The 22932-nt window shown below is 40.8% G+C and carries 15 protein-coding genes; 8 read left to right on the forward strand and 7 right to left on the reverse strand.

What is annotated here, in order from left to right; all coding sequences use genetic code 11:
• Positions 1–2: 2 nt before the first annotated feature.
• Together AC0L7Q_RS15455 and AC0L7Q_RS15460 are read right to left on the reverse strand one after the other, a co-directional pair.
• Positions 3–2432 (reverse strand): FtsX-like permease family protein, encoded by a 2430-nt coding sequence (locus AC0L7Q_RS15455; protein ID WP_409424214.1) that lies wholly within the window; start codon positions 2430–2432, stop codon positions 3–5.
• On the reverse strand, positions 2425–3081 hold the full coding sequence (locus AC0L7Q_RS15460) for an ABC transporter ATP-binding protein (protein ID WP_409424215.1): 657 nt from the start codon (positions 3079–3081) through the stop codon (positions 2425–2427). Before AC0L7Q_RS15460 ends, AC0L7Q_RS15455 begins: the two co-directional genes overlap by 8 nt.
• Before the next feature lie 234 nt (positions 3082–3315).
• Between AC0L7Q_RS15460 and AC0L7Q_RS15465 the strand changes: the two genes are divergently transcribed.
• Together AC0L7Q_RS15465 and AC0L7Q_RS15470 are read left to right on the forward strand one after the other, a co-directional pair.
• The gene (locus AC0L7Q_RS15465; RefSeq protein ID WP_409424216.1) at positions 3316–5715 is read left to right on the forward strand and encodes a PKD domain-containing protein; all 2400 of its coding nucleotides are present in this window, start codon (positions 3316–3318) and stop codon (positions 5713–5715) included.
• A gap of 118 nt (positions 5716–5833) precedes the next feature.
• Positions 5834–7729 carry a monovalent cation:proton antiporter-2 (CPA2) family protein gene (locus AC0L7Q_RS15470; RefSeq protein WP_413400985.1) on the forward strand — a complete coding sequence of 632 codons (1896 nt, stop codon included), beginning with the start codon at positions 5834–5836 and terminating at the stop codon, positions 7727–7729.
• Here the strand turns inward: AC0L7Q_RS15470 and AC0L7Q_RS15475 are convergent.
• The 3 genes from AC0L7Q_RS15475 to AC0L7Q_RS15485 all read right to left on the reverse strand — a co-directional run bounded on the left by AC0L7Q_RS15475 (position 7704) and on the right by AC0L7Q_RS15485 (position 11922).
• The gene (locus AC0L7Q_RS15475; RefSeq protein WP_413400986.1) at positions 7704–8417 is read right to left on the reverse strand and encodes a hypothetical protein; all 714 of its coding nucleotides are present in this window, start codon (positions 8415–8417) and stop codon (positions 7704–7706) included. The genes AC0L7Q_RS15470 and AC0L7Q_RS15475 overlap by 26 nt on opposite strands.
• Positions 8418–8536: 119 nt before the next feature.
• On the reverse strand, positions 8537–10327 hold the full coding sequence (locus AC0L7Q_RS15480) for an alkaline phosphatase (protein WP_413400987.1): 1791 nt from the start codon (positions 10325–10327) through the stop codon (positions 8537–8539).
• 11 nt (positions 10328–10338) lie between these two features.
• Positions 10339–11922 carry an alkaline phosphatase gene (locus tag AC0L7Q_RS15485; protein WP_413400988.1) on the reverse strand — a complete coding sequence of 528 codons (1584 nt, stop codon included), beginning with the start codon at positions 11920–11922 and terminating at the stop codon, positions 10339–10341.
• Between the two features lie 314 nt (positions 11923–12236).
• Between AC0L7Q_RS15485 and AC0L7Q_RS15490 the strand changes: the two genes are divergently transcribed.
• Both AC0L7Q_RS15490 and AC0L7Q_RS15495 read left to right on the forward strand, forming a co-directional pair.
• Positions 12237–12482: a DUF3297 family protein gene (locus tag AC0L7Q_RS15490; protein ID WP_008112798.1), complete on the forward strand. Its 246-nt coding sequence runs from the start codon at positions 12237–12239 to the stop codon at positions 12480–12482.
• 168 nt (positions 12483–12650) lie between these two features.
• On the forward strand, positions 12651–13553 hold the full coding sequence (locus AC0L7Q_RS15495; protein ID WP_413400989.1) for a homocysteine S-methyltransferase family protein: 903 nt from the start codon (positions 12651–12653) through the stop codon (positions 13551–13553).
• An 85-nt stretch (positions 13554–13638) separates the two neighbouring features.
• Here AC0L7Q_RS15495 and AC0L7Q_RS15500 read toward each other — a convergent pair whose 3' ends face one another.
• The gene (locus AC0L7Q_RS15500; protein WP_413400990.1) at positions 13639–14055 is read right to left on the reverse strand and encodes a MerC domain-containing protein; all 417 of its coding nucleotides are present in this window, start codon (positions 14053–14055) and stop codon (positions 13639–13641) included.
• Positions 14052–14546, reverse strand: a complete 495-nt coding sequence (locus AC0L7Q_RS15505; RefSeq protein ID WP_409424224.1) for a Fur family transcriptional regulator — start codon at positions 14544–14546, stop codon at positions 14052–14054. The genes AC0L7Q_RS15500 and AC0L7Q_RS15505 overlap by 4 nt, the downstream gene beginning before the upstream one ends.
• A 310-nt stretch (positions 14547–14856) precedes the next feature.
• Here AC0L7Q_RS15505 and AC0L7Q_RS15510 point away from each other — a divergent pair, with 310 nt between their 5' ends.
• The 4 genes from AC0L7Q_RS15510 (at position 14857) to AC0L7Q_RS15525 (ending at position 22873) form a co-directional block, all read left to right on the forward strand.
• Positions 14857–17286, forward strand: coding sequence for a TonB-dependent receptor (locus AC0L7Q_RS15510; protein WP_413400991.1), 2430 nt, complete (start codon positions 14857–14859; stop codon positions 17284–17286).
• A 32-nt stretch (positions 17287–17318) separates the two neighbouring features.
• Positions 17319–18716 carry a 5-methyltetrahydrofolate--homocysteine methyltransferase gene (locus AC0L7Q_RS15515; protein WP_413400992.1) on the forward strand — a complete coding sequence of 466 codons (1398 nt, stop codon included), beginning with the start codon at positions 17319–17321 and terminating at the stop codon, positions 18714–18716.
• A 361-nt stretch (positions 18717–19077) separates the two neighbouring features.
• Complete coding sequence (locus AC0L7Q_RS15520; protein ID WP_409424227.1) at positions 19078–20097, forward strand: ATP-binding protein; 1020 nt, start codon at positions 19078–19080, stop codon at positions 20095–20097.
• On the forward strand, positions 20084–22873 hold the full coding sequence (locus AC0L7Q_RS15525; protein ID WP_409424228.1) for a tetratricopeptide repeat protein: 2790 nt from the start codon (positions 20084–20086) through the stop codon (positions 22871–22873). Before AC0L7Q_RS15520 ends, AC0L7Q_RS15525 begins: the two co-directional genes overlap by 14 nt.
• Positions 22874–22932: the final 59 nt, after the last annotated feature.

Genomic DNA, 22932 nt, shown 5'->3' on the forward strand with positions numbered 1-22932 from the left:
TCCTATAGCTTGGCAACATTATCGGCAACGGCGCTTCGCGTTAATTTTATTAGCGGTAACGCGCTCACAAATAAAGCTAACATAAACATAAGCACCGTAAAGCCACCTAACTGTAGCCAATTAACGGTCATGGCCATGGTCCAACCAAAGGCAATTGGCATGACGTAAGTTAATAGTACCCATCCAAGGCTAAGCCCCAGTGGTATAGCTAATAACAAGGTGGTTAAAATAATAAGTGCAGCTTGCAGTACTTTTGCTCCCAATAATTGCTGTTGGGTGACACCCAGCGTTTGTAATACCGCCATAGGCTGTAATTGCCCGCGTCCTAAAGTTAAAAAGCTTACCCACATGCCAAATAATGCAATCAGTATAATAAATATATTAAGCGCCTGAGTAACATAAAAAGTTTTACCAAATAGCTGTTTTGCAAAACGTTTAAACTGCTGATTAGCAATGACTTGTTGGCTATCTAATTGGTGCTGCTTTTGAATATATTCGGCCATGGCGTCAACGTCACTATTGGGCTTTAACCAAAGCGATAAACCATACTCGGTATAGTTTAAGCTACGATCCAATAATGCTGTTGTAGTGACAACTACATTTAACCCTTGCTCGCCGTAATCAAAATAGGCAGCGCGTACTTGGCACATTAGTGTATTAATATGCTGTTTTAGGGTTATTACATCACCTACTTTAAGCGAGTACTGCAGCAAGGCGGGTTCGTTCACTAAGCAACCCAGCACCCCGTTTTTGTTTTTTTCAAATACTGCAGATGTAGGTGCATTATTGTTTAACAAAGTAAGGTGTTGGTTGTAGCTGGCCGTTACACCAAATGCCATAACATCAACAGCTATCGTATTTTTAGGTGTTTTAAGCTCACTGTTAGCTGACCAATATACGCCTACTTTTTCGACCTCTGGGAGTTCACGCAACTTAGCTCCTAACGCTTGAATGTTTTGATCGGGCCTTACGTATAAATCGGCGCTTAGACGTTTTTCAAGGTGTGTATCTAAGGTGTCGCTAAAACTGCCAACCATAATTTGCATACCTACGGCTGCACCCATTGCCATTAAAATAGCGAGTACAGAGCTTAGTAATGCAGGTAACTGCACTAGACTGTCTGCTTTTAACCAGTGAATAATGGGGTTTTGTGTTGGCCATGGCAGTTTAAAAACGGCTTTAACTACCGGTGGCGTAATTACAAAAAAGAGGAGTAGCACATAAACACACAGCAATAAGGCACTTATTTTGGTATTTGCCGTTAACGCTAAGTAGCTGGCTGCAAAAATAGCTAACGCAAACATTAGCCATTTAATACGCGCAAAAAAAGTACTTAATCGAGCCGATTGGCTGGCCAAAAACCCCAACAAAACAACAACATTAAGTGTAAAGCCGTTAGCAATCATGCTGCTATCAAGGCTTACTACAAAGCTTCTATCTAGCTGGTAAAGCCCTCGAAGAGTCGCCGATACATCCATAACTAAGGCATTTGCCAGTGCCGCGCCTAATAACGCACCTAATAACGCAGCAAAAAAACTAAGCACCGTTAATTCAATAACCAGCGCCTTAGTTAACACTGACCTTTGACAACCCAGCACCCACATTTGCTGCTGCAAGTGAGCACGCGCATTGTACGCCAGCTTAATTGCATTAAAACTTAAAAACGCACCCACCACATAACCTAACAAAGCCAGCGCTTGTAAATTAAAGAAAAAAGCTTCAGAGAGCGCATCAAAAGCTTGCTCTTGCGCAGCTTCAAGCCGTGCTTGCTCGCCTAACAATAAGTTTAACTGGGCTGCTTGTTTGTTATTTAAGCCACTTACTTCAAGGTAATTAATTGCCCCATTTGCGCGCAGTAACTTGTCGGCAAGGCTAATATCCACCAGCATGGTCATGCCTAAACCTTGTAATTCGCTTACTGCTAAAGTAACAGTGGCATCGCCCATGTTTATATTAATACGGCTGTTTTTTAAATTTAGCCGCTGCATTAATTTAGGGTCGATATAAACAGTATTTAGTAACTGTTCAAACCCAGAATAACGATTGTTGGTTGTTGATGCTGAGCCGCCGGTATTTTCTGTAAGCCACTGTAATAAATTGACACCTCTAAGTGCGAGTTTTTGCTGCTTATTGGTTTCAATTACGCCCTCTAAAACCGGTTGAACCTGCTTAAAGCCAGCCGCCCTAATACGCGACCACATACTGTTGGGCAACCTGTTTTCACCTAGCACTGGGCGTACAAAATGCGTCACTGGGTTTGCAATTAACGCCGTAGTTTGTTGATAGCGTTTACCGGCCTCTAAATTTAAGCCCTGTATTGCAGTAAGTAGCGCCGCGCCCAAACTAAAGCCAATAAAAAACAGTAATAACAGCCCTACATGGCGGCGATAAAACTGCATATACGTTATTAAAATAAGTTTAAGTTCAGCCATTAATTTGGCCATCTTTTAAAAACAATTGCGTAGAAAACTGATCGGCCAATCGCTGACTATGAGTGACCATAATAAGTATTATTTGTTGCTCTTCGCACAGGCTTTTTAGTAGCGTAACGATATCGAGTGAGCGAGCGGCATCAAGGTTACCCGTAGGTTCATCAGCCAATAACAGCTTAGGCTTATTTAATAACGCACGGCCTATGCCCACTCGTTGCTGCTCCCCACCTGAAAGTTGCTCAGGCATTGCTTTAAGCTTGCCTTCTAACCCCAGTTTTTTAGCCATCGTATTTACTTCATCGTCGCTAGGCGATAACCCATTAAGCCTTGCTTGAAAACACATATTGTCTTTCACATTTAATGGACTGAGCAATTGATAGTGCTGAAAAATAATCCCTATTTTACGCCGATAAAGCGCAAGTTCATTGGCACTCAATTCACTAATTTTTTGCTCATTAACCGTAACAGTTCCTGCATCTGGAGACAGTAAACCGGCTAATAAATTTAATAATGTTGTTTTGCCCGAGCCACTATCACCTAGTAAGGCAATGTGCGCCGCAGGCAAAATAGTTAACGATAAGTCATTAATTATTTGTCGTTTCAAGCCACCATCCTGGCGAGTAAAAAACACATTATTTAGCGAAATCATAAAGAAAAGGTTATTCCTGTAATAAAAATATGGCTCGATATATAAACGATACCATAACAGTAATGCGTTCACTTAAGTGGGTTTTCGGTTGATTTTTTACACGTAATAAGCGCGCTTACTTAACTAAATCAGTAACTAAAAACCAAATCACTAAAGAGCGACAAAAAACTTTGTTTTTTTTGCTTTATTTCTTTTTTAGGTACATATTAATATCAATTTTATAAGGATATTAATATGAAACGGATACTTTTAATTATATTACCCACTTTACTCACACTTCTCGGGTGTGGCGGCTCAGGCAGCTCTGAAACTAAGCAAGTCACTCCCCCAGTTAGCACAAATGCACAACCAGTGGCTGTTATTGGCACTGAACAATCAGAATATAAAACCAATACACCCATTACTTTTAGTGCTGCAAATAGTAGCGATCCTGACGGCGATACACTCACATACCAGTGGCAACTCCTTAGCGCAGACGAGCAACAAAACATACCGCTTAATACTAACAACCAACGCACTGTGACGTTTTCGGTAGCACAAGCACAAAGTTACACCTTAAAGCTGGTTGTGAACGACGGCAAAATTTCAAGCTCGGTAGTAAGCAAACAAATTACCGTCACCTCAAACGCGCAACTCATTGCAAATGCAGGCAGCACACAAACTGTAAAACAAGGTGATGTAGTTAAATTAACTGCAGCACAGAGCTCCACCACTAATGCAGTTATTAATAGCTACCAATGGCAATTTATCAAAACACCTACATCAAGCGCTGCACAACTTGAAAATAGCACCCGCGTTAACAGCCAATTTGTTGCTGATAAAGTAGGCGAATACAGCGTTAAATTAACTATTACTAACTCAATTGGTGATACCGCTAATAGTAACGTACTTATAAAAAGTGAGCAGCTTGCTGTAAATTCTGCGCCAAACGCTGTTATTTCAGTTCAAAACAGTACACTTTCACCCAACCAACTCGTAACATTAAATGGTGAGCAAAGTACCGATCCAGATACAAACGACACGCTAAGTTATCAATGGGCAATAACCTCTAAGCCTGAGAACAGCGACCCAAGCTTATCGAATGCAATTGCCAAAAATGCAGGCTTTGCATCGAATGAATTGGGTGAGTACACAATTTCCCTAAGCGTAACCGATGAAGGTAATCTAAGTGATACCGCGCAAGTAACCTTAAGCGTTACCACCGAAAACAAAGCGCCTATTGCCGTTCTTGCAGAGCAAACTGATATAACCTTAAATACATTAACTACCCTACAATGCCTACAATGTAGCGACCCCGATAGCGACCCTCTAATTTACAACTGGCAACTGCAAGCAAAACCTGAAAGTAGCACTGCGCAATTACAGCAAAGCACATCGGCTACCCCTTCGCTTACTGCTGATGTTGAAGGCGATTACGTTGTTACCCTAGTTGTATCTGACGGTGAGCTCAGCTCACCACAAGTAACCTCGGTGCTGCATACAAAGGATAATAAAAAACCAGTTACTCTAGTAAGTTACAAGTCTTCAATTAATGTTAATGAGCAAGTTACTTTAGATGCCTCAGCCAGTTACGACCCCGAAGGCGCAGTTTTAAGTTACCATTGGGAAATAGTTTCGTCGTCAAATCAAGCTGTATTAAGCAGTACAAGTAGCTCAGCCCCCACGCTTAGCGCGCCAGCAGAAGGGCAAGTTGTTGTTTCACTTAAAACCAATGATGGTGAGCAGTTTTCAGACACACAAACACTCACTATTAATGTTACACAAAACGCCAAGCCCGTTATTATGCATACCGGTGATAAAGCTCGCAACAGCACCGTTGGTAGCACCGTTAACTTTGATGCTAGCCAAAGCTATGATCCAGAGGGCACCGCGCTTAGCTATGAATGGGAGCTCTCTATACCAGCAGGTTCATCTGCTAGTTTAAGTAGCACCAACCAAAGCATAACCGAATTAACACCTGATCTAACTGGTAACTACACCTTAACGCTCACGGTGACTGATGCTGACAACTACCAAGCTAGCATTCAATTTACAGTTACAGCCACTGATTCATCGCAAATAACGGGCAACATAAAAGGGCAAATTACCAACGTGCAACGAACCGCCATTAGTAATGCCAAACTCACAATTAACGATGTGTTGTACACTACAAATAGCGCAGGCCAGTTTAACGAAACACTTAATTTAGCTGAAGGTGAAAACATTACTATAACCAGCAACGATCCGCGCCTTGCTAATGCCATCTATAACTCTCCCGCAATTACCCAAAATAACTTTACGATAGACTTAGAACAAAACAGTTTACCCGTATTTCAAAGTGTGGAGGTTACCGTATTTGTATGTCCTGAGTTTACCGGGCCAGATGCCATTAACGTAAACTTTAACATGACCGAAACACTGCTAGCCTCTGAACGTTTTGAATATCAATTTAACCAAACTCAGGCACTCGTTTTGCAAAAATCAGGAAGCACCTACCTAGATAACGAGCTGCTTATAGACCTACCAGCAACTGCTAAATTTGAGGTGACGGTAACCGAAAGCAACGTTGAGAACACTCTTAATTCGCCTATTACTATTTTTTATTCAGCGTCTGACGAGCCACGTTTGGCCATTATAAACATATGTAATATATAACTTTACGTGTGCATTTTTAAAGCGCACACAATAAATAACAACATTGAGCCACATAAGCCGTTGTATTTTAAACGTACCTAAGCCATGCTAATTATCTCAACGTTAATAAGGTAAGCATGTGTTAGAAATAGCGTTAATATACTTAGCTGCGGCTATTGTGGCGGTGCCTATCGCCAAGCGAGTGGGCCTTGGCTCGGTACTGGGTTACTTAATTGCCGGCATACTCATTGGCCCCTATGCATTAGGGGTAGTGGGCGATCAAACCGATGTAATGCATTTCGCCGAATTTGGCGTAGTGATGATGCTATTTTTAGTCGGCCTTGAACTGCAACCTTCGCGTTTGTGGACTCTGCGCCACTCAATATTAGGGCTTGGCGGATTACAGGTGGTACTAAGTGCAGCGGCTATTTTTGCCTTTTGTTATTGGTTTTTTGCCATGCATTGGCAAACGGCTTTAGCTATTGGTTTAATGCTCGCGTTGTCTTCAACTGCTATTGTGCTGCAAAGCCTTGAAGAAAAAGGCTGGCTAAAACAAGAAGCTGGGCAAAATGCATTTTCGGTTTTATTGTTTCAAGATATTGCGATTATTCCTATTTTAGCGCTACTTCCATTACTCGCTTTTGCACCACAAGGTAACTCAAAAGACATTAACGACTCCATCATTGCTAGCTGGCCTATTTGGCAGCAAGTAGGGGTTTCTGTTGCTGTTATTGCCGCTATCATTGCTGGCGGTAAATATGTTTCGGCACCATTATTTAGATACATAGCACAAACCCACATGCGTGAAATATTCACTATTTTTGCATTGTTTTTAGTGGTGGCTATTTCGCTGGTGATGCAAAGTATTGGGTTATCGCCCGCACTCGGTACTTTTTTAGCCGGTGTTGTATTGGCCGAAAGTGAATTTAGACACGAGCTAGAAGCCGATATAGAGCCCTTTAAAGGCTTATTACTGGGATTATTTTTTATCACGGTTGGCGCATCAATTAATTTTGAATTGCTATTTAACCAATTCAGTATCGTGATTGCATTAGTGGTGTTTTTAATTGCCATTAAAGCCTGTATTTTATTTGCTTTGGCAATGGCTTTTAATATTAGCCGTAAACAACAACTTCTATTTACCTTAGCCCTTGCTCAGGGCGGCGAGTTTGCCTTTGTGCTGCTTAGTGTAACAACCACCTTGAGTATTTTAACCCCAGAGCAAACTAATTTAGTTACCCTTGTGGTTGCCGTTTCCATGCTAATAGCACCTTTACTGCTTATGCTGTATGAGCAAATTCAAAAGCGAAGCTATAGCAGTACGGCACCTGAGTTTGATAAACCAGAACAAATAAGCACAGCCAAACATGTGATCATTGCCGGATACGGTCGTTTTGGACAAATAATGGGGCGTTTATTACATGCGCAAGGCTACGAAATTACCGTACTTGATCATAGCCCAAGTCAAATAGAACTGCTGCGCCGGTTTGGTAATACCGTATTTTATGGTGATGCGGCACGCCAAGAACTGCTTGAAGCCGCAGGCGCACATACTGCACAAATGTTGGTTGTGGCGATTGATAACCCTGACAAAACCATTGAGATTATTAAGCTGGCGCATAAAAACTATCCCCAATTAAAAATAGTAGCGCGCGCCATAGATCGCCGCCATGCATACCAATTACTTAATTTAAAAGTAGATGCTTTTAACCGCGAAACCGTCGACTCAGCCATAAACTTAGCCATAGAATCATTGCAATTGCTTGGTAATAGTAAAGAAGATGCTGAGCGTGCTGGTAAGTTATTTAGAGATCACGACCGTGCTGCGGTATTGCAACTAGCCGAACTTTGGGGTGATGATGCCAGTTATGGTGTGGCTGTGCGCCAACGTATGGAAGATTTAAAGCAAGTATTACAACAAGACAAACAAGCACGGCAAAACTTAAATACCTGTGATGCCAAAGACTATGAAAATGGCTTAACCGAAAACACGGTTAAGCCAAAAAACGCTAATGATGATGCCCACCTTGAATAGCCTCGCCTTGCTGGTTATAAAAACCGGTGGCGCCGTGCTCTATAAAACCAAGGTTAATCATTTTAGCTAAAAATGGATCGCTTTCATTATCGCCAATATCGGCGTAATCGGTGGTTTGAAAGTTATCCCATTTTGCAAACTGAGCCTTAATTACTGATTTATCACTGTTTACATCATTTAAGCTAAGCAAAGTTTGAGTATCATTTTTTTTATTGGTCACACTAAAAGTTTTAACTAATTTTGCTTGCGGGAGAAAAGCCAGATTAAATTGGTTATCGCCCTCATTAAGCACGTAATTTTTTACCTCATTACAACCCTCACCTTGTGAACTTACTAGGGTCATTTTTGCAATCAAATGGTTATCCACCAGCTGACTTTTGGCACTCCAATTTTGCACTCCACGTACCTCCGATGGTTGGTACTCAATACCGCGTTGCTCAGCATTAAAGTAACGAATAGGACGAAGCTGTTTATTACTTAGCTGCTGCCAAAGCTCGGTTAGTGTTTCACTTTGATGAGCCACCTGCTGATTGTTCCGCCAAAGGGTAAGTGACTGAGTGCTTTGCTGTGATTTATGCTGATTGGTAATTTGATAGTCGGCTTTTAGTTGCGCAGCATCAATGTCGCACTGCTGGGCGAGCGCACTGGTGCTGGCTAGTGCTGAAAGTATAAATAATAACTGTTTCATTGGGGGTAATCTCTTGGTTAAACATTACTTTATGACTCTAAAATAACGCTTAATAATGGCATTTGTATGACACAAAAAAGCCCGCAACATAATGCGGGCTGTTTGTTTAGCTAGTTGATTTATTGCGCTACTTTTTCATCCGCCGCTTTTACAAAATCTGCGGCAAAGTCCATTACATGGAATAAAAAGCTTTGCTCATTAGTGCCTGTTACTAAATGAGCGCCAGGGCCCATTGCGTATACACCTACATCTTCACCCGCGTGGGTTTCTGAACTAAGAGGTACTAATGACTCTTGGTGAAAACCTGGTGTTGTTGTATCAACATTTGTTAAATCAACACGTCCTGTAACAGGTCCAGCTAAGTAAGAGGCGTCAGCATTAGTTTCATTGCCTAAGTCTCTGTAACCTAAACCATTGGTATAACCTACGGTGGTATAAGGCATATCGTCGGCGGCAAGGCTTGGCTCGGTTTGGCCTACACCAACCACTTTACCCAATATTGGGTTACCACGCTTAGGATAACCTGCAATGGTAAACACATGGCTATGATCGGCTGTGACCACAATTAATGTTTCTTCTGGGTTAGTACTGTCCATCGCCACTTTAACGGCTTTAGCAAATTCAATAGTATCGTTAAGCGCGTTATATGCATTGCCTGCGTGGTGCGCGTGGTCTATTCGTCCCGCTTCTACCGATAAGAAAAAGCCCTTATCGTTGTTATCAAGCACGTTAATTGCTTTTTCGGTCATTTGCGAAAGCGAAGGCTCGCCCGCTACATCGTTTGCGCGGTCGGCTTCGTATTGCATGTGGGATTCGTTAAATAAGCCAAATACCTTTGTTGCATCGTCGCTAATGGCATCAAAACCAGTTTGATCCATTACGTAGTTGCCGTTAGGGTAAGTTGTTTGCCATTCGGTAACTAAGTTACGGCCATCGGTACGATCCCCTTCAACCGCGCTCATTGCATCACTTGAATTAGCCGCGGCATCTTTTGGTAAAAAGTGACGACGACCGCCCCCCATTACTACGTCTATGCCATCTACATCAATACCGGCAAAGCGTGCTTCTAGGTTGGCTTCAAAGTTAACAAGTTGCGATGCAATGTCTTCACAAGCATCTGAACCTGCTGGCATATCTGAGTTATCTTCCCAGTTACGATCAGCCGATTTAGCATACGTTGCCGCTGGCGTTGCATGGGTAATGCGCGCCGTTGAAATAAGGCCTGTTGCTTTACCTGCAATTTCGGCAAGCTCAAGCGAAGACACCAGTTCATTACCGGCAACGGTTGAACAATTGCCACGCTCAATATCTTCATCTACACCAATGACGCCTACATCGGTTTTAACACCAGACACCATAGCCGTCATTGTGCCTGCAGAGTCGGGTGTTTGTGCATCTACATTATAAGTTTTAACAAAGCCTGAGTAAGGCATGGTTTCAAAGCTAAGTTGATAGTCTTCACCCATGCCGCCCTCAAGCTGGCCAGCTAAAATACGTGCAGCCGTAACGGTAGAAATACCCATGCCGTCGCCTACAAATAAAATCACGTTTTTAGCCTTAACCGACTCAGTAACCACCTCGGTATTAGCTTGCTGCGTTGCCGCTAACTTAGTTTGCGCGTCGCTATACCATGCGTTACCTGTAAGGTTAGCTAATTGATCTATAGTTAACGACGTTGCCGGCGCATTACACACTAGGTTAGATGAGTTAACTTCGTCGCTATCAAGCACGCCATTTTCGTTTGTATCTACGCCCACTTGCGTTTCTACACCGCCATTAATACATTGCGCTGAACCCACAGCTATTGCGTTGTCTACTGCGATAATGTTGTTATTACTTTTATCGTCATCACTTGAACAACCCGCTAGCGCGACCATTACTGCTAAAGAAAGTACTGTTAATTTTTTCATGTTCGCCGCCATTATTGCTGAGTTAATTCAAGAGCTTGGTTAATTAGATGAAATACAACGTTTTGCTCAATTACACCTTGAGCAAGTTGTGCGCCAGGGCCTTTAGCGTGCAATGAAATATCTTCACCAGCATGCGTTTCAGAGCCCAGTGGTACGGTTGTTTCTTGGTGAAAACCAGGGGTTGTTGTATCAACGCCGTTTAGCTCAACACGCCCAGCGACTGGACCGCTTAAGTACGCTGCATCGGCATTAGTTTCATCGCCTAAGTCTCTAAAACCCAGTCCGTTTGCATAACCTACCGTGGTGTATGGCATATCGTCGGCAGCAAGGCTTGGCACTGTTTGGCCTACAGCAACTACTTGACCTAAAATTGGGTTACCGCGTTTAGGGTAACCAGCAATAGTAAATACGTGACTGTGATCGGCAGTCACTAAAATAAGGGTTTCTTCTGGGTTGGTATTATCGATTGCCGCTTGCACTGCATTGGCAAATTCAATGGTGTCGTTAAGTGCGTTGTAAGCGTTACCCGCATGATGTGCGTGGTCAATTCGGCCCGACTCAACCGTTAAGAAAAAGCCATTTTCGTTTTTACCCAGTACATCAATCGCTTTGGTGGTCATGTCGGTAAGTGAAGGCTCACCTGCCACGTCATTACTGCGGTCGGCTTCGTATTGCATGTGAGATTCGTTAAATAAACCAAATACTTGGGTTACATCGTCAGCAATAGCATCAAACCCAGCTTGGTCCATAACGTACGTTGCATTTGGATATTGTGTTTGCCACTCAGTTACAAGATTGCGCTCATCAGTACGATCACCTTCAACAGCGCTCACTGCGTCACTTGAATTAGCCGTAGCATCTTTTGGTAAAAAGTGACGACGACCGCCGCCCATTACAAAATCAAGGCCGTCTACATCAATACCTACAAAGCGCGCTTCTAGATTTTTTTCAAAGTTAACTAGCTGTGAGGCAATATCTTCACAGCCTTCTGAGCCCTCTGGCATATCTGAGATATCTTCCCAGTTACGATCTGCCGATTTAGCATACGTTGCCGCTGGCGTTGCATGAGTAATACGTGCGGTAGAAATAACACCTGTTGCTAGGCCTTTAATTTCAGCCAGTTCTGTTGCTGTTAAAAGCTCGTTTCCTGCAACTGTTGAGCACACACCGCGTTCAATGTCTTCGTCTACACCAATCACGCCTACATCAGTTTTAACACCTGAGATCATCGCTGTCATTGTGCCTGCAGAATCGGGAGTTTGTGCATCTACGTTGTAGGTTTTAACTTGTGCAGAATATGGAAATTCTTCAAAACTTAAATAGCCTTCTTCACCTGGGTTACCTGCTCGTTGGCCTTTTAAAATTCGCGCTGCCGTTAGGGTAGAAATACCCATGCCGTCACCAACAAATAAAATCACGTTTTTTGCTTTTGTAACTTGTGCACTTTGTGCTTGGGTGTTTTTAGTAGCTAACGTAGTTTGTGCATTTGTATACCAGTTATTATTTATTTGGCTTTGTGGTAGTACATTTGCATGGCTAGCAGCGCTTAACATAAATGTTAGCCCAACCGCCGCAGCGACTTTTTTAATTTTCATCCTAATTCCTGTTATGTAGTGGTTATTTTAAAAAGTGTGAACTCAAAAACATCAACCGCTGCACTATAGGAAATGGATGTTACTAATAAAGGTAATTTTAATGACAAGAAGGTGACAGCCAAATTTTATATCAATAAAACCTCTTTTGTATTTCCACCGACTGCTTAACCCTTCTCATAATATATGTAACAGCCCTATAAAAGCACATCACAATATAAATATAATAAAGCCGCTTAGTTTATTGATCTCTTGCTTGAGCATAAGCCTGCTATTGCCTACAATAGCGCATAATTAATTCAACGCAGATCACTATTATGACTGATACAAACAAACCAGAATTACCTAATCAACTGTCTATTAACCCACGTAGCAAATTTTATGTAGAAGAAGTATTTGAACATGAAATCGGTATTACTCTTAACGGTAAAGAGCGTTTTGACGTTGAAGAATACTGCATCAGCGAAGGTTGGATTAAAGTAGCAGCGCCTAAAGCGCTAGACCGTCGCGGTCAGCCATTACTTATGAAAGTAAAAGGCACTGTAGAAGCGTTTTATAAGTAATAGCTTACTTATAAAAAGAACAGCGACACCTCACTGGGTAGTCGCTTTTTTTGTGCCTGTTTAAAGCATGTTGAACTTTTTTCATACTCAACCTGATGAAGTTTCATTATGAATTTTCAAAAAATATGTTTGAATAACTTTAAATATTTAGACGTTTAGAAGTCCACCATGAACAGGTTAACAATATTAGATGGCGGCATGGGCCGTGAACTTAAACGCATGGGCGCGCCGTTTTCACAGCCACTTTGGAGTGCGCAAGCTCTAATAGAAGCACCGCAATGCGTAACTCAAGCACATGAAGCTTTTATAAATGCAGGGGCAGAAATTATTACGGTAAATAGCTATGCGTGTGTCCCCTTTCATTTAGGTGAAGCATTATATCAAGCGCAAGGCGCAGCACTTGCACAGCAAGCCGCTGTAATTGCAAAAGAAGCGGCTCAAAACACTAAACAAAACGTGCTAGTAGCGGGTTCATTGCCACCCGCATTTGGATCGTACCGTGCTGATTTTTTCCAAGGTGAACGCGCATTTACTATTTTAGATACCCTATATAAAGCACAAGATGAATATGTAGATATTTGGATTGGCGAAACTATTTCCAGTATTGAAGAAGCTCATGTAATGGCAACGGTGCTTAAAAATTCAAACAAACCATGTTATTTCGCATTTACCTTAAGTGATGAAGTAAGCGATCAAGCAACATTACGCTCTGGTGAATTAGTATCCGATGCTACCTTAGCATTGCTCGAACATAATATAGCGGGCATATTCTTCAACTGCTCTATTCCCGAGGTCATTGAACAAGCGCTACGCGACACAAGTACTGTGCTAAAACAGCAGAATAAAAATGTTGATTTAGGGGCCTTTGCGAATGGCTTTACACCAATAGCCAGCGACTATAAAGCCAATGAAGGCTCGCAAGGTTACCGCGATTTATCACCCGCTGAGTATGTAGCGTTTGCCAAGCAATGGCACAACCTTGGCGCAACAATTATTGGTGGCTGCTGTGGTATTGGCCCCGAATTCATTGCAGCATTGGTAAAGTGGAAAAGGGATATTAAAGAGTTTTAATATCCCTTATTTAACTACAAAAATATAGAGAAACCTTAAAAGCTGAAATGATTGACTCCCAATACCTAATCGAGCCCTTGTATTGCTAGGCTACTTGGTCAGATCCACCTACTGAACACGGGCATTTTTCGTCATGCTTTTTAAAACACTGTTGGTAATTAAACCAATGCGCTAGCGCGATAAAAGCAGAGCCAATTACAGTGAAGGTTTTTTCGGCCACTTCATGGCCTAATAATACTGCAGTTATCAAAAAGACTAGACCAACAACTCCACACGCCATATAACGTATACGTTTGTGCTTTTTACAGCCTAAGCTCAAAGCTAATAAGCTTGTTGGTAGTACGGCAGCAAGAATCCATAAATGAAACTGTTCACCATTTATTTGCAGTACAGCAATGCTTGGCAACAGCGCTAAAATAACCGGTGTTGCAAAACAATGTACCGTGCACATTAACGAAAGCCCAATGGCAAATTTGTCTGCTGCCGTTTGAATCAGTTTCATTTTTTATCCTTCTTTTTAATTTTGTTAGCGGTACTTTGCTGACACCCAAAGCAAACACCTGAGATTTCTAGTTGCGAAGTTGTTGGCGCAAACCCTTTCATTTCAAGCTGTTTAAACAAAGATTTAACCGAATTATTAAGGTCTTTCATCTCACTTGCTTTATTACAAGAGCTACAAATTAAAAACATCGATAGTTGATGCTCTCTATCATCATTAACGTGACTACACGGTATAAACTTATTTTCTAACTTTAATCTATGTACCAGACCTACCGACTCTAAAAAGCCTAATATCCGATAAACGGACATTGCCAAAATCGGTGTATTTATTTGCTTATTATATTGATCTGTTAACTCATAAGCAGACAAAGGTTTATTTGCTTGCAATAGAATTTCAAATACCTGCTGACGTTTTGGCGTTAATTTTTTTTCAGAGGCTTCACATCTTTTTATCGCAAAGCCAACCATCTCTTTAAATTGCTGTTTATTCATATTACCCACACTAACCAAGTGAGCTGGCGTTTTAACTTTGCCATCCTTGTTGCCAATGCCTCCGTTGTAGTTTTATCTAAAAATTTATTAACTAGAGATAAATAAATGTAACAACTAACTTTTGCTTCACAACAAACAACTCACCCACAAACAACACCTAAACAATGACAATAAAGATTTAAAGCACTGAATTTATATAGGTTATATAGCCAAATTGTATACCCTGAATGATTTTTAGTTAATTAACTATTGATACAATATAACATTTCAAGCACAATTGATACAATATAACATTCGCAAAGGAATTCAAATGACACGAAAATCTCAATTAGCTGTTTTGATAGCTGCTTTATTACCTGCAAGTGTGCTTGCAAATACCATCGAAGGTGTTGTTTTAAACAACCAAGGTAAAGTGGTGACCAACGCAACGGTAGAAGTTGAAGGCTTTGATATAACAGCAGTAACAGATGCAAGCGGTAAGTTCGTAATAACTGATTTAAAAAGTGGTTCAAAAGAACTTCATATTACCGCCCCTGGTTATGCCCATCTGCATCGAGATATCACATTTAGTGATGATAAAAGCCAGTCAATTATCTTTAACTTAGAACGCTCACCTATCGAAGTAATTGATATTGAAGCAACGCCTATTCACATGTCGGCAATGGAATCAACATCTCCCGTTAGCGTATTATCTGGCGAACAATTAAGACGTCAGCAAGCAGCAACACTTGGCGATAGCCTTGAAAAACTCCCAGGGGTTAATACTAACTTTCATGCAAAAGTAGCCAGTACACCGATTATTCGTGGCTTAAGCGGGCCGCGTGTTCTAATTACTCAAAACGGCCTTGATGTCAGTGATGTTTCTCGCGTTGGCCCTGATCACTCCGTTGCATCAGAGGCGTCAACCGCAAAACAAATCGAAGTACTACGTGGTCCTGCCACTTTATTTTATGGCAGCGGCGCCATTGGTGGTGTGGTCAATGTAGTTGATAACCGTGTGCCTACCGACAGCACGACTCGCGGCGAATGGAACCTTGAGCACAACTCTGTTGATAATCAAAAAGTAGCCTCGTTTAACGCCACTACAGGAACCGATTCTTTTGCGTTTTATGCCGATGCGTTTTGGCGTGAAGCCGATGACTATGAAATACCCGTGGCCGCTGAATTAGCCCATGATGACCATAGTGGCGATTACACCGTTGCAAACAGCAATGAAGAATCTGACGGTTTCACCCTTGGTACTAGCTACCTTTTTGATCAAGGTTTTGTTGGTATAGCTGTTGAGCAATTTAATCGTCAATACGGCATTCCAGGCCATACCCATGGCGGTGAAGAAGAACAAAGCATCGCAGAAGAAAGCGTATATGCTGACTTAGAGCAAACTAAGGTGCAATTATTAAGCGAGTATAACCTCGATAATAAATGGCTTAATAAAATAAACCTTCGCGCAGGCTTTACAGATTACGAACATGCTGAAATCGAGCATGGCTCAGTGGGTACTATTTTCAAAAATGAAACCAATGAGTTCCGCGTTGACCTAATGCATAACCAATTTAGGGAATGGAACGGTGGCTTAAGTTTTCATTACAAACAAAGCGATGTTGAAGCACAAGGCTCAGAAGCATTTACACCGCCATCAGAAACACAAAGCTTTGCTATAGCACTGATGGAAGAAAGACACTTTGGTGACTTTTTAGTGCAACTAGGTGGTCGTGTAGAACGTGTAACAATTGATGCAGACAACGTGCTATTACCAAGCATCGATGCTCACGCACATGATGATGAAGATGGACATGACGATCATGATCACGGTCAAGAACACGCTCACGAAGAAAGCGCCGATATCATTCGTGTATTCAACGCAGAACACGAGTTCACTCCTGTTAGCTTATCTGCTGGTGTAGTGTGGGATTTTGCGCCTAGTTACAACTTGGGCTTATCGGTATCTCGTTCAGAGCGCGCCCCTTCAGCTTCTGAATTGTTATCATTTGGCCCTCACATTGGTACTGGCACTTATGAAGTTGGTGCGCTATTTGATATGCATGAAGATGGTCATCTTGGTTTATCTGAGCAAGTTATTGATCTAGAAACAGCCAATAATATTGATTTAACTTTGCGTAAAACCCAAGGTGATATCGGTTTCATTTTTAACGCTTTTTATAACCAAGTAGATAACTATTATTACCAAATAAACACGGGCTTATACGCTGAAAGTGGCCATGACCATGGTGATGAGCACGATCACGGCGACGAACATGACCACAGTGATGAACACGATCACTCATCTGAGCTGCCTGTTTATTTATTCAAAACAGATGACGTCGTTTTACATGGTTTTGAAGCACAAGTTGCATGGCAGTTAACCGATGAATTTAAAGTAGATTTATTCTCAGATTACGTTCGCGCCCGCCTTAAAGATGGTGGCGATTTACCCCGCACACCACCATTGCGATTCGGTACTGAGTTTAGCTATCAAACAGAAAAGCTGAGTGCGCACCTTCACATAACTCGCTATCAAGAGCAAGACCGCACAGCACCAGAAGAAACAGCTACAAATGGCTACACCATGCTTGATGCCAGCGTTTCATATGACTTATCAGTGCTAAATCAAGATGTGTCTGTGTACCTACGAGGCACTAACTTAACAGACACAGAAGCGCGCGTGCATAGCTCATTTTTAAAGGATATAGCACCACGTCCAGGACGTAGTTTTGCGTTAGGTGTTCGCGGTTATTTTTAAGCGCTAAAAAATTATAAATAAAGGAAATAAACATGACTAAACTATTCAAATTGAAACTAATTGCACTGGCAATAAGCAGCACATTAATCACCGCTTGTGGTGATGCAGAAACAAATATTGTTGAAAAAGACCCAATAGAAGTGCCTGATGACGGCCACGATCATGGCGAGGGTGACGACCATGGTGATGAATACACTATTGATTCATTAGGTAGGCTTGCGGTACTTGCTGGCGATAGCAACGAAGCGAACTTTTTCGACTTAGACGACAATGAGCTTCTTGATACATTCACTCTTACTAATGATTCAAATACGCTATCGTCGTCACCTGATTTTCGTTATGCAGTGATTGCTAGCCGCGCTCAAGATTACCTCGGCTTTATTGATGGTGGTTTATGGCGTGAAGACCACGGCGCACATTTACATGACTACGAGCAAAGCCCAGCGGCTAGCAGTTATGAGCTAACAAGTGGCAGCCGCCCTACTCACCTTGTAAAACATGACGGCCAATTAGCTGTTTTTTATGATGGTGATGCAGACTCTGGCACGGTTGCCTCTGTTGAAGTATTAACAGGTAACGACATCACAAACGCAACAGATAACCTTCCAGGTATTAGCTACAATATTAATATGCACGGTGTAGCAGAGCCTCGTGGAGAGCATCTATTAGCGACCATTCGTCGCGATGATACCGAGAGTACATCTGCCGCTAAAATCCTTCCGGATCAGGTAGGTGTTTATCATTTCCATGATGGTGAATATGAGCTTGAACAAACTTTAGAGCTTACTTGCCCTGATTTACACGGCGCGGCACAAAACCACGACTATGTAGCATTTGGTTGTAGCGATGGCGTGTTACTAGCTCATCAACACGACGACGAGTACGAAGCTGAAAAAATAGCGAACATTGCAGCCGTTGGCGATTTACGTATTGGTAGTATTTATGGCCACGAAGATAGCGAGGCCTTTATTGGCGTAGCGTCTGGTCACGGTGGCGGCTCTGCTGTGATTGTGAGTATAAATCCTGCAAAAGCTGAAATGGAAGAATTAGAATGGCAACTAGCCGATGGCGCAAGTGCTATTTCTTACTCTTTCTCTGCGAATGGTGAACACTTCTTAGTTTTAGACAGCCTAGGCTTTTTAAACGTACTTGAGGCACATGCGCACGACAGCGAAATGCACTGGGAACTAGCAGGCCAAGTTGATATCACGCAAGAAGACGTAACAACCATGCCTGAAGGCATGAAGTTTAGTATGACAGTGGCGCAAAACGGTCAGTTCGCTTACGTAGCCGACCCAATAGCCCAACACGTTGTGCAAGTACACCTAGAAGACTTAGAAATTGAAGGTGAACTAGAGCTAACATTCCCACCAGCTGCAATCACTTGGTTAGGTATTGCACAAGAGGAAGAGCACGCTCACGAACACTAGGTTTATAGTGTATTGACCAGTTAAAGTTTTGGGCTAAAGCCACAAAATGAAAAAACCCGTAATTAGATTTCTAATCACGGGTTTTTTTATATCTTCTCAAATATACGTTTAAAAACGATTCCTCTAATTTAAAAAATAACAAATTATAATTTGCCATTAAGTTTGACAAATTATAATTTGCCAACTAATCTAACAAAATATAATTTGTCACGAGGTGTGCTATGAAAAACATTGTTGGTCAAGCTGCGAGAAGTACAAACTTTTGGAATAGACCCTATGAACTAGAGGACATATGGGAAGCAATAGATAACGGTAGCCATATTCTCCTTTGCGCTCCTCGCCGTGTAGGTAAACATCAATAATGTATAAAATAGTTGATGAACCTAAAGCAAATTATATCCCCATTTATATTGATACAGAGTCTGCTGATTCTGAAGCCGAATTTTGGTCAAAGGTTTTTAATGCGCTAATGGAAGAAGACTTTATTGCTAGCCTAAAAACAAAAACTAAAAACTTCTGGGATAAAATTAAAAGCATAAAAATAGCTTCGATAACTATGGATGGCGTTGAGTTTGGTGATGGCAAAATGCTAGATCACAAGCAGGCTTTTCACAGATTAATTAAAGATTTAGATCATGATAAAAAGCTCATTATTATGATTGATGAGTTTGCGCAAACCATTGAAAACATAATAAAGTACGAAGAGCCTAAAAACGCTATTAGCTTACTAAAAGCCCATAGAGAATTAAGGCAAGATCAGAAGTTTTCACAAAAAGTGACCTTTATCTATGCAGGCTCAATAGGTCTAGAAAGCGTAGTATCCAAAATTGACGCAATTAAACATATTAACGATTTAAACAATATAAAAGTCCCGCCTTTAACTTTCCCTGAAGCAGAGCAGTTTACTATCGCACTGTTTCAAAGTGCAGACATTAAAATCAACAAAACTGATATTAATTATTTACTTAATACCATACATTGGCTTATCCCGTTTTATATCCAGCTCATTACCCAAGAAATTAAAAAAATCTACCGTAGAGATCAAAATATTGATCAAGCTGTTATTGATCAAGCAATTCATAATGCATTAGATAACCGTAATCATTTTGAGAGCTGGCAAAGTAAACTCAAAACCGCATTAGGCAACAATGAGTATTTATTTTGTAAAGAAGTACTGAATGCTATTTCGAACAAAAAAGAGATTAACTTGCTCGATATTATGGATGTTGCCAGTAAACATGACTTAAACGACAATGAAGCAAAAGATTGTCTGCATTCATTAATATACGATGGCTACATTAATAACAACGACGACAATAAAACCTATCAATTTAACTCTCCGATCTTAAGAATGTGGTGGAACAAAAATGTCGCAAACTAATTACTCACGCTATAAATACACGCCCGATGAAATTGATGAAAAAGAATTTTTAGCTAAGTTTGTTGTGCGCAATCATGATTTTGACGATGTTTTTGATGACATTAAAAGCAGTGATTACACAGTTCCAGGCCAACACTTTATAATTGTTGGCCAGCGGGGGCAGGGGAAAACAACCCTATTAAGAAAAATAAAACTCGCAGTACAAGCTGAGTCAACGCTAGCTGACTTTTTAATCCCAATAAAATTCTCGGAAGAGCAGTATCAAATTCGTTCACTTAGCCGTTTATGGGAAGAAATTGCTGATTACTTACAATGCACAGCTGAAGATGACTTTGCTTGTATACATGATGATATGGAAAACCATTTTGACGATGCCGATTACGAACTAAAAAGCTTTTCATACTTAGAAAAAACAGTAAAAGTGAAAAATAAAAAACTATTATTGTTGATAGACAACATTGACGAGCTACTAGGTAAATTAAAAGAAAAAGAGCAACGCAAGCTCAGAGAAATACTCCTCACATCGCCAACACTCAAAATCGTTGGTGGCTCAACAAAAATGCTAGAGCAGCATTTTGACTACGGAAAACCGTTTTACGAATTTTTCAAAATAATTAAACTCATCGGCTTAAATAAACAAGAGTGTTTTGATTTTCTTGCCAGCATGGGCGATGAACAACAAAAGAAAAAAATAGCTCTCATCATTAAAAGCACGCCTGAACGCATCGAAACTTTACGCCGGTTAACCGGGGGTGTACCAAGAACAATAGTGATGCTATTTGATATTTTTGTAGATGATGGCGGTAATGCTTTTGATGATTTATTAAAAATACTCGATGATGCTACCCCATTATATAAACACCGCATGGACGACCTGCCTGAGACGTTACAAGATATAACGCACACCATCGCGATGAACTGGGATGGCATTAGCACTAAAGATATTGCTAAAAAAACCCGCTTAGAAAGTAAAACCGTATCGGCTCAGCTTAAGCAATTAGAAACTAAATACGGCATCGTAGAATCTATTTCTATAGGTAAAAATAAGATTTATAAAATTGAAGAACGGTTTTTTAATATTTGGTATTTAATGCGCTTTGGTCGTAAAAAAGATCGTCAAAAAGTCGAGTGGTTAGTTAACTTTTTAACATCGTGGTGTAACCCTGAAGATCTTGAGCGCAGAGCCAAAAACTTTATGACCGCTATCCGCAACGGAAAAATGCAAGACTCCTACGTTTACCATATGTGTGAAGCGCTCAGCTATGCTGGTTTAGATATAAACACTGAGCATGAAATGAAGGAAAGCACGAAAGCCTATTTAACTTCAAAAAATTCTAGTTTCGTTAATGAGCTTTCTGCGTCAGATAAAGAAATAATTATCGAGGCACAGCAACTATATAGTGAAAAAAAGACTGATGAAGCAATTAAGCTACTAATAACCTCACAAAAAAATAGCGCTGAAATTTTATTTTTTACAGGGTATTTATATGCAAACGATGGGAACTTTAATAAAGCTGAGCGTTATTATTTACAATCTATAGAACGTGGGGCTAGCCATGCTATATTTGGTTTAGCCCTTCTGTACCATAGAGAAGAGCGCCTTGATGAGGCAGAAAAGTACTATTTGATAGCTGCTAAGAGTAACGATATAAATGCTTTATTTAATTTAGGAAACATCTACAAACAGCAAGGTAGATTTGAACAATCAGAAAGCTACTTAATCAAAGCTAGCGAACTTGGCGAGAGTGAAGCATACCTGAGTTTAGGCGAACTGTATCGTGAAAGTGACTCATTTGAAAAAGCCATAACTTGCTACCTAAAAGCCTTCGAGAGTGGGCATTCAATAGCCCTACTTTCTTTAGGATATCTATACCAAGAACAAGGGCAACTCGATCAAGCTGTAGATTGTTTTTTGAAAGCAGCTGAAAATGGTAATAACGATGCACTATTTGACTTAGGTCTTTTTTATAGCAAACAAGGAAAACTAAGTAAAGCTAGGGATTACTTTTTAAGAGCAGCTGAAAATGGTGATAACGATGCATTACTTAATTTAGGTAATGCCAGCCGAGAGCAAGGTAATCTTGAAGAAGCTGAGAGTTATTACTTACAAGCAGCTGAAAGTGGCATTCTAGATGCTCTATTTAACTTAGGCACCTTTTATTTAATGCAAAATAAACTTGATAAAGCAGAGATTTATTATGTGAAAGCTGCTGAAAATGGTGATCATGATGCGTTACTTAATTTAGGTGGCTTATACCTAAAACAAAGAAAAACTGATAAGGCTAAAGCCAGTTTTATCAAAGCTATTGATGCTGGAGTTGTCGATGCTATAAATCAATTAGCTTGGCTTCATTTTGAACTAGGCAGTAATTTTAAAGAGGCATTATCACTAGCTAGAATTGGTTATGAACGAAAGCCTGATTATTATAGCGCTCATACTCTAACTACCATTTTACTTTGGGGGGAAAACCTATCACAAAGTCTTGAATTATTTTTACAATGGTTAGATATGGATGGAGAGCACAGTGATTATGACATTACGCTTTACTTAACGTTACTTATGGCCAAAAAACAGCTTTATAAAACAAAAAAGCTATTAGAGCTACCTAAACACGCCTTAAAAGATAAATGCAAACCTGTTTGGTATGCCTTGATGACCTTGATGCAAGATGACTTCCCCCATGAGCTCACTAAAATGGGCGGTGAATTGCAAGAGAGTGTTGATGAGGTTTTGCAGCAAGTGGCTGAATTTGAGAAAAAGTACGCGCTGAGTTAAGCGTTATCTAAGTTTTATAAGCTTAACAAAAAAGACGCCATCGCGTCTTTTTTTCCTAT

It is taken from the genome of Pseudoalteromonas sp. KJ63-1, from assembly GCF_055808145.1.

Excerpts from the sequence above, each read along its gene's own strand:
- AC0L7Q_RS15455 (WP_409424214.1), bottom strand. The coding sequence starts at position 2,432 with ATGGCTGAACTTAAACTTATTTTAATAACGTATATGCAGTTTTATCGC.
- AC0L7Q_RS15460 (WP_409424215.1), bottom strand. The coding sequence starts at position 3,081 with ATGATTTCGCTAAATAATGTGTTTTTTACTCGCCAGGATGGTGGCTTG.
- AC0L7Q_RS15465 (WP_409424216.1), top strand. The coding sequence starts at position 3,316 with ATGAAACGGATACTTTTAATTATATTACCCACTTTACTCACACTTCTC.
- AC0L7Q_RS15475 (WP_413400986.1), bottom strand. The coding sequence starts at position 8,417 with ATGAAACAGTTATTATTTATACTTTCAGCACTAGCCAGCACCAGTGCG.
- AC0L7Q_RS15480 (WP_413400987.1), bottom strand. The coding sequence starts at position 10,327 with ATGAAAAAATTAACAGTACTTTCTTTAGCAGTAATGGTCGCGCTAGCG.
- AC0L7Q_RS15485 (WP_413400988.1), bottom strand. The coding sequence starts at position 11,922 with ATGAAAATTAAAAAAGTCGCTGCGGCGGTTGGGCTAACATTTATGTTA.
- AC0L7Q_RS15490 (WP_008112798.1), top strand. The coding sequence starts at position 12,237 with ATGACTGATACAAACAAACCAGAATTACCTAATCAACTGTCTATTAAC.
- AC0L7Q_RS15495 (WP_413400989.1), top strand. The coding sequence starts at position 12,651 with ATGAACAGGTTAACAATATTAGATGGCGGCATGGGCCGTGAACTTAAA.
- AC0L7Q_RS15500 (WP_413400990.1), bottom strand. The coding sequence starts at position 14,055 with ATGAAACTGATTCAAACGGCAGCAGACAAATTTGCCATTGGGCTTTCG.
- AC0L7Q_RS15505 (WP_409424224.1), bottom strand. The coding sequence starts at position 14,546 with ATGAATAAACAGCAATTTAAAGAGATGGTTGGCTTTGCGATAAAAAGA.
- AC0L7Q_RS15510 (WP_413400991.1), top strand. The coding sequence starts at position 14,857 with ATGACACGAAAATCTCAATTAGCTGTTTTGATAGCTGCTTTATTACCT.
- AC0L7Q_RS15515 (WP_413400992.1), top strand. The coding sequence starts at position 17,319 with ATGACTAAACTATTCAAATTGAAACTAATTGCACTGGCAATAAGCAGC.
- AC0L7Q_RS15520 (WP_409424227.1), top strand. The coding sequence starts at position 19,078 with ATGTATAAAATAGTTGATGAACCTAAAGCAAATTATATCCCCATTTAT.
- AC0L7Q_RS15525 (WP_409424228.1), top strand. The coding sequence starts at position 20,084 with ATGTCGCAAACTAATTACTCACGCTATAAATACACGCCCGATGAAATT.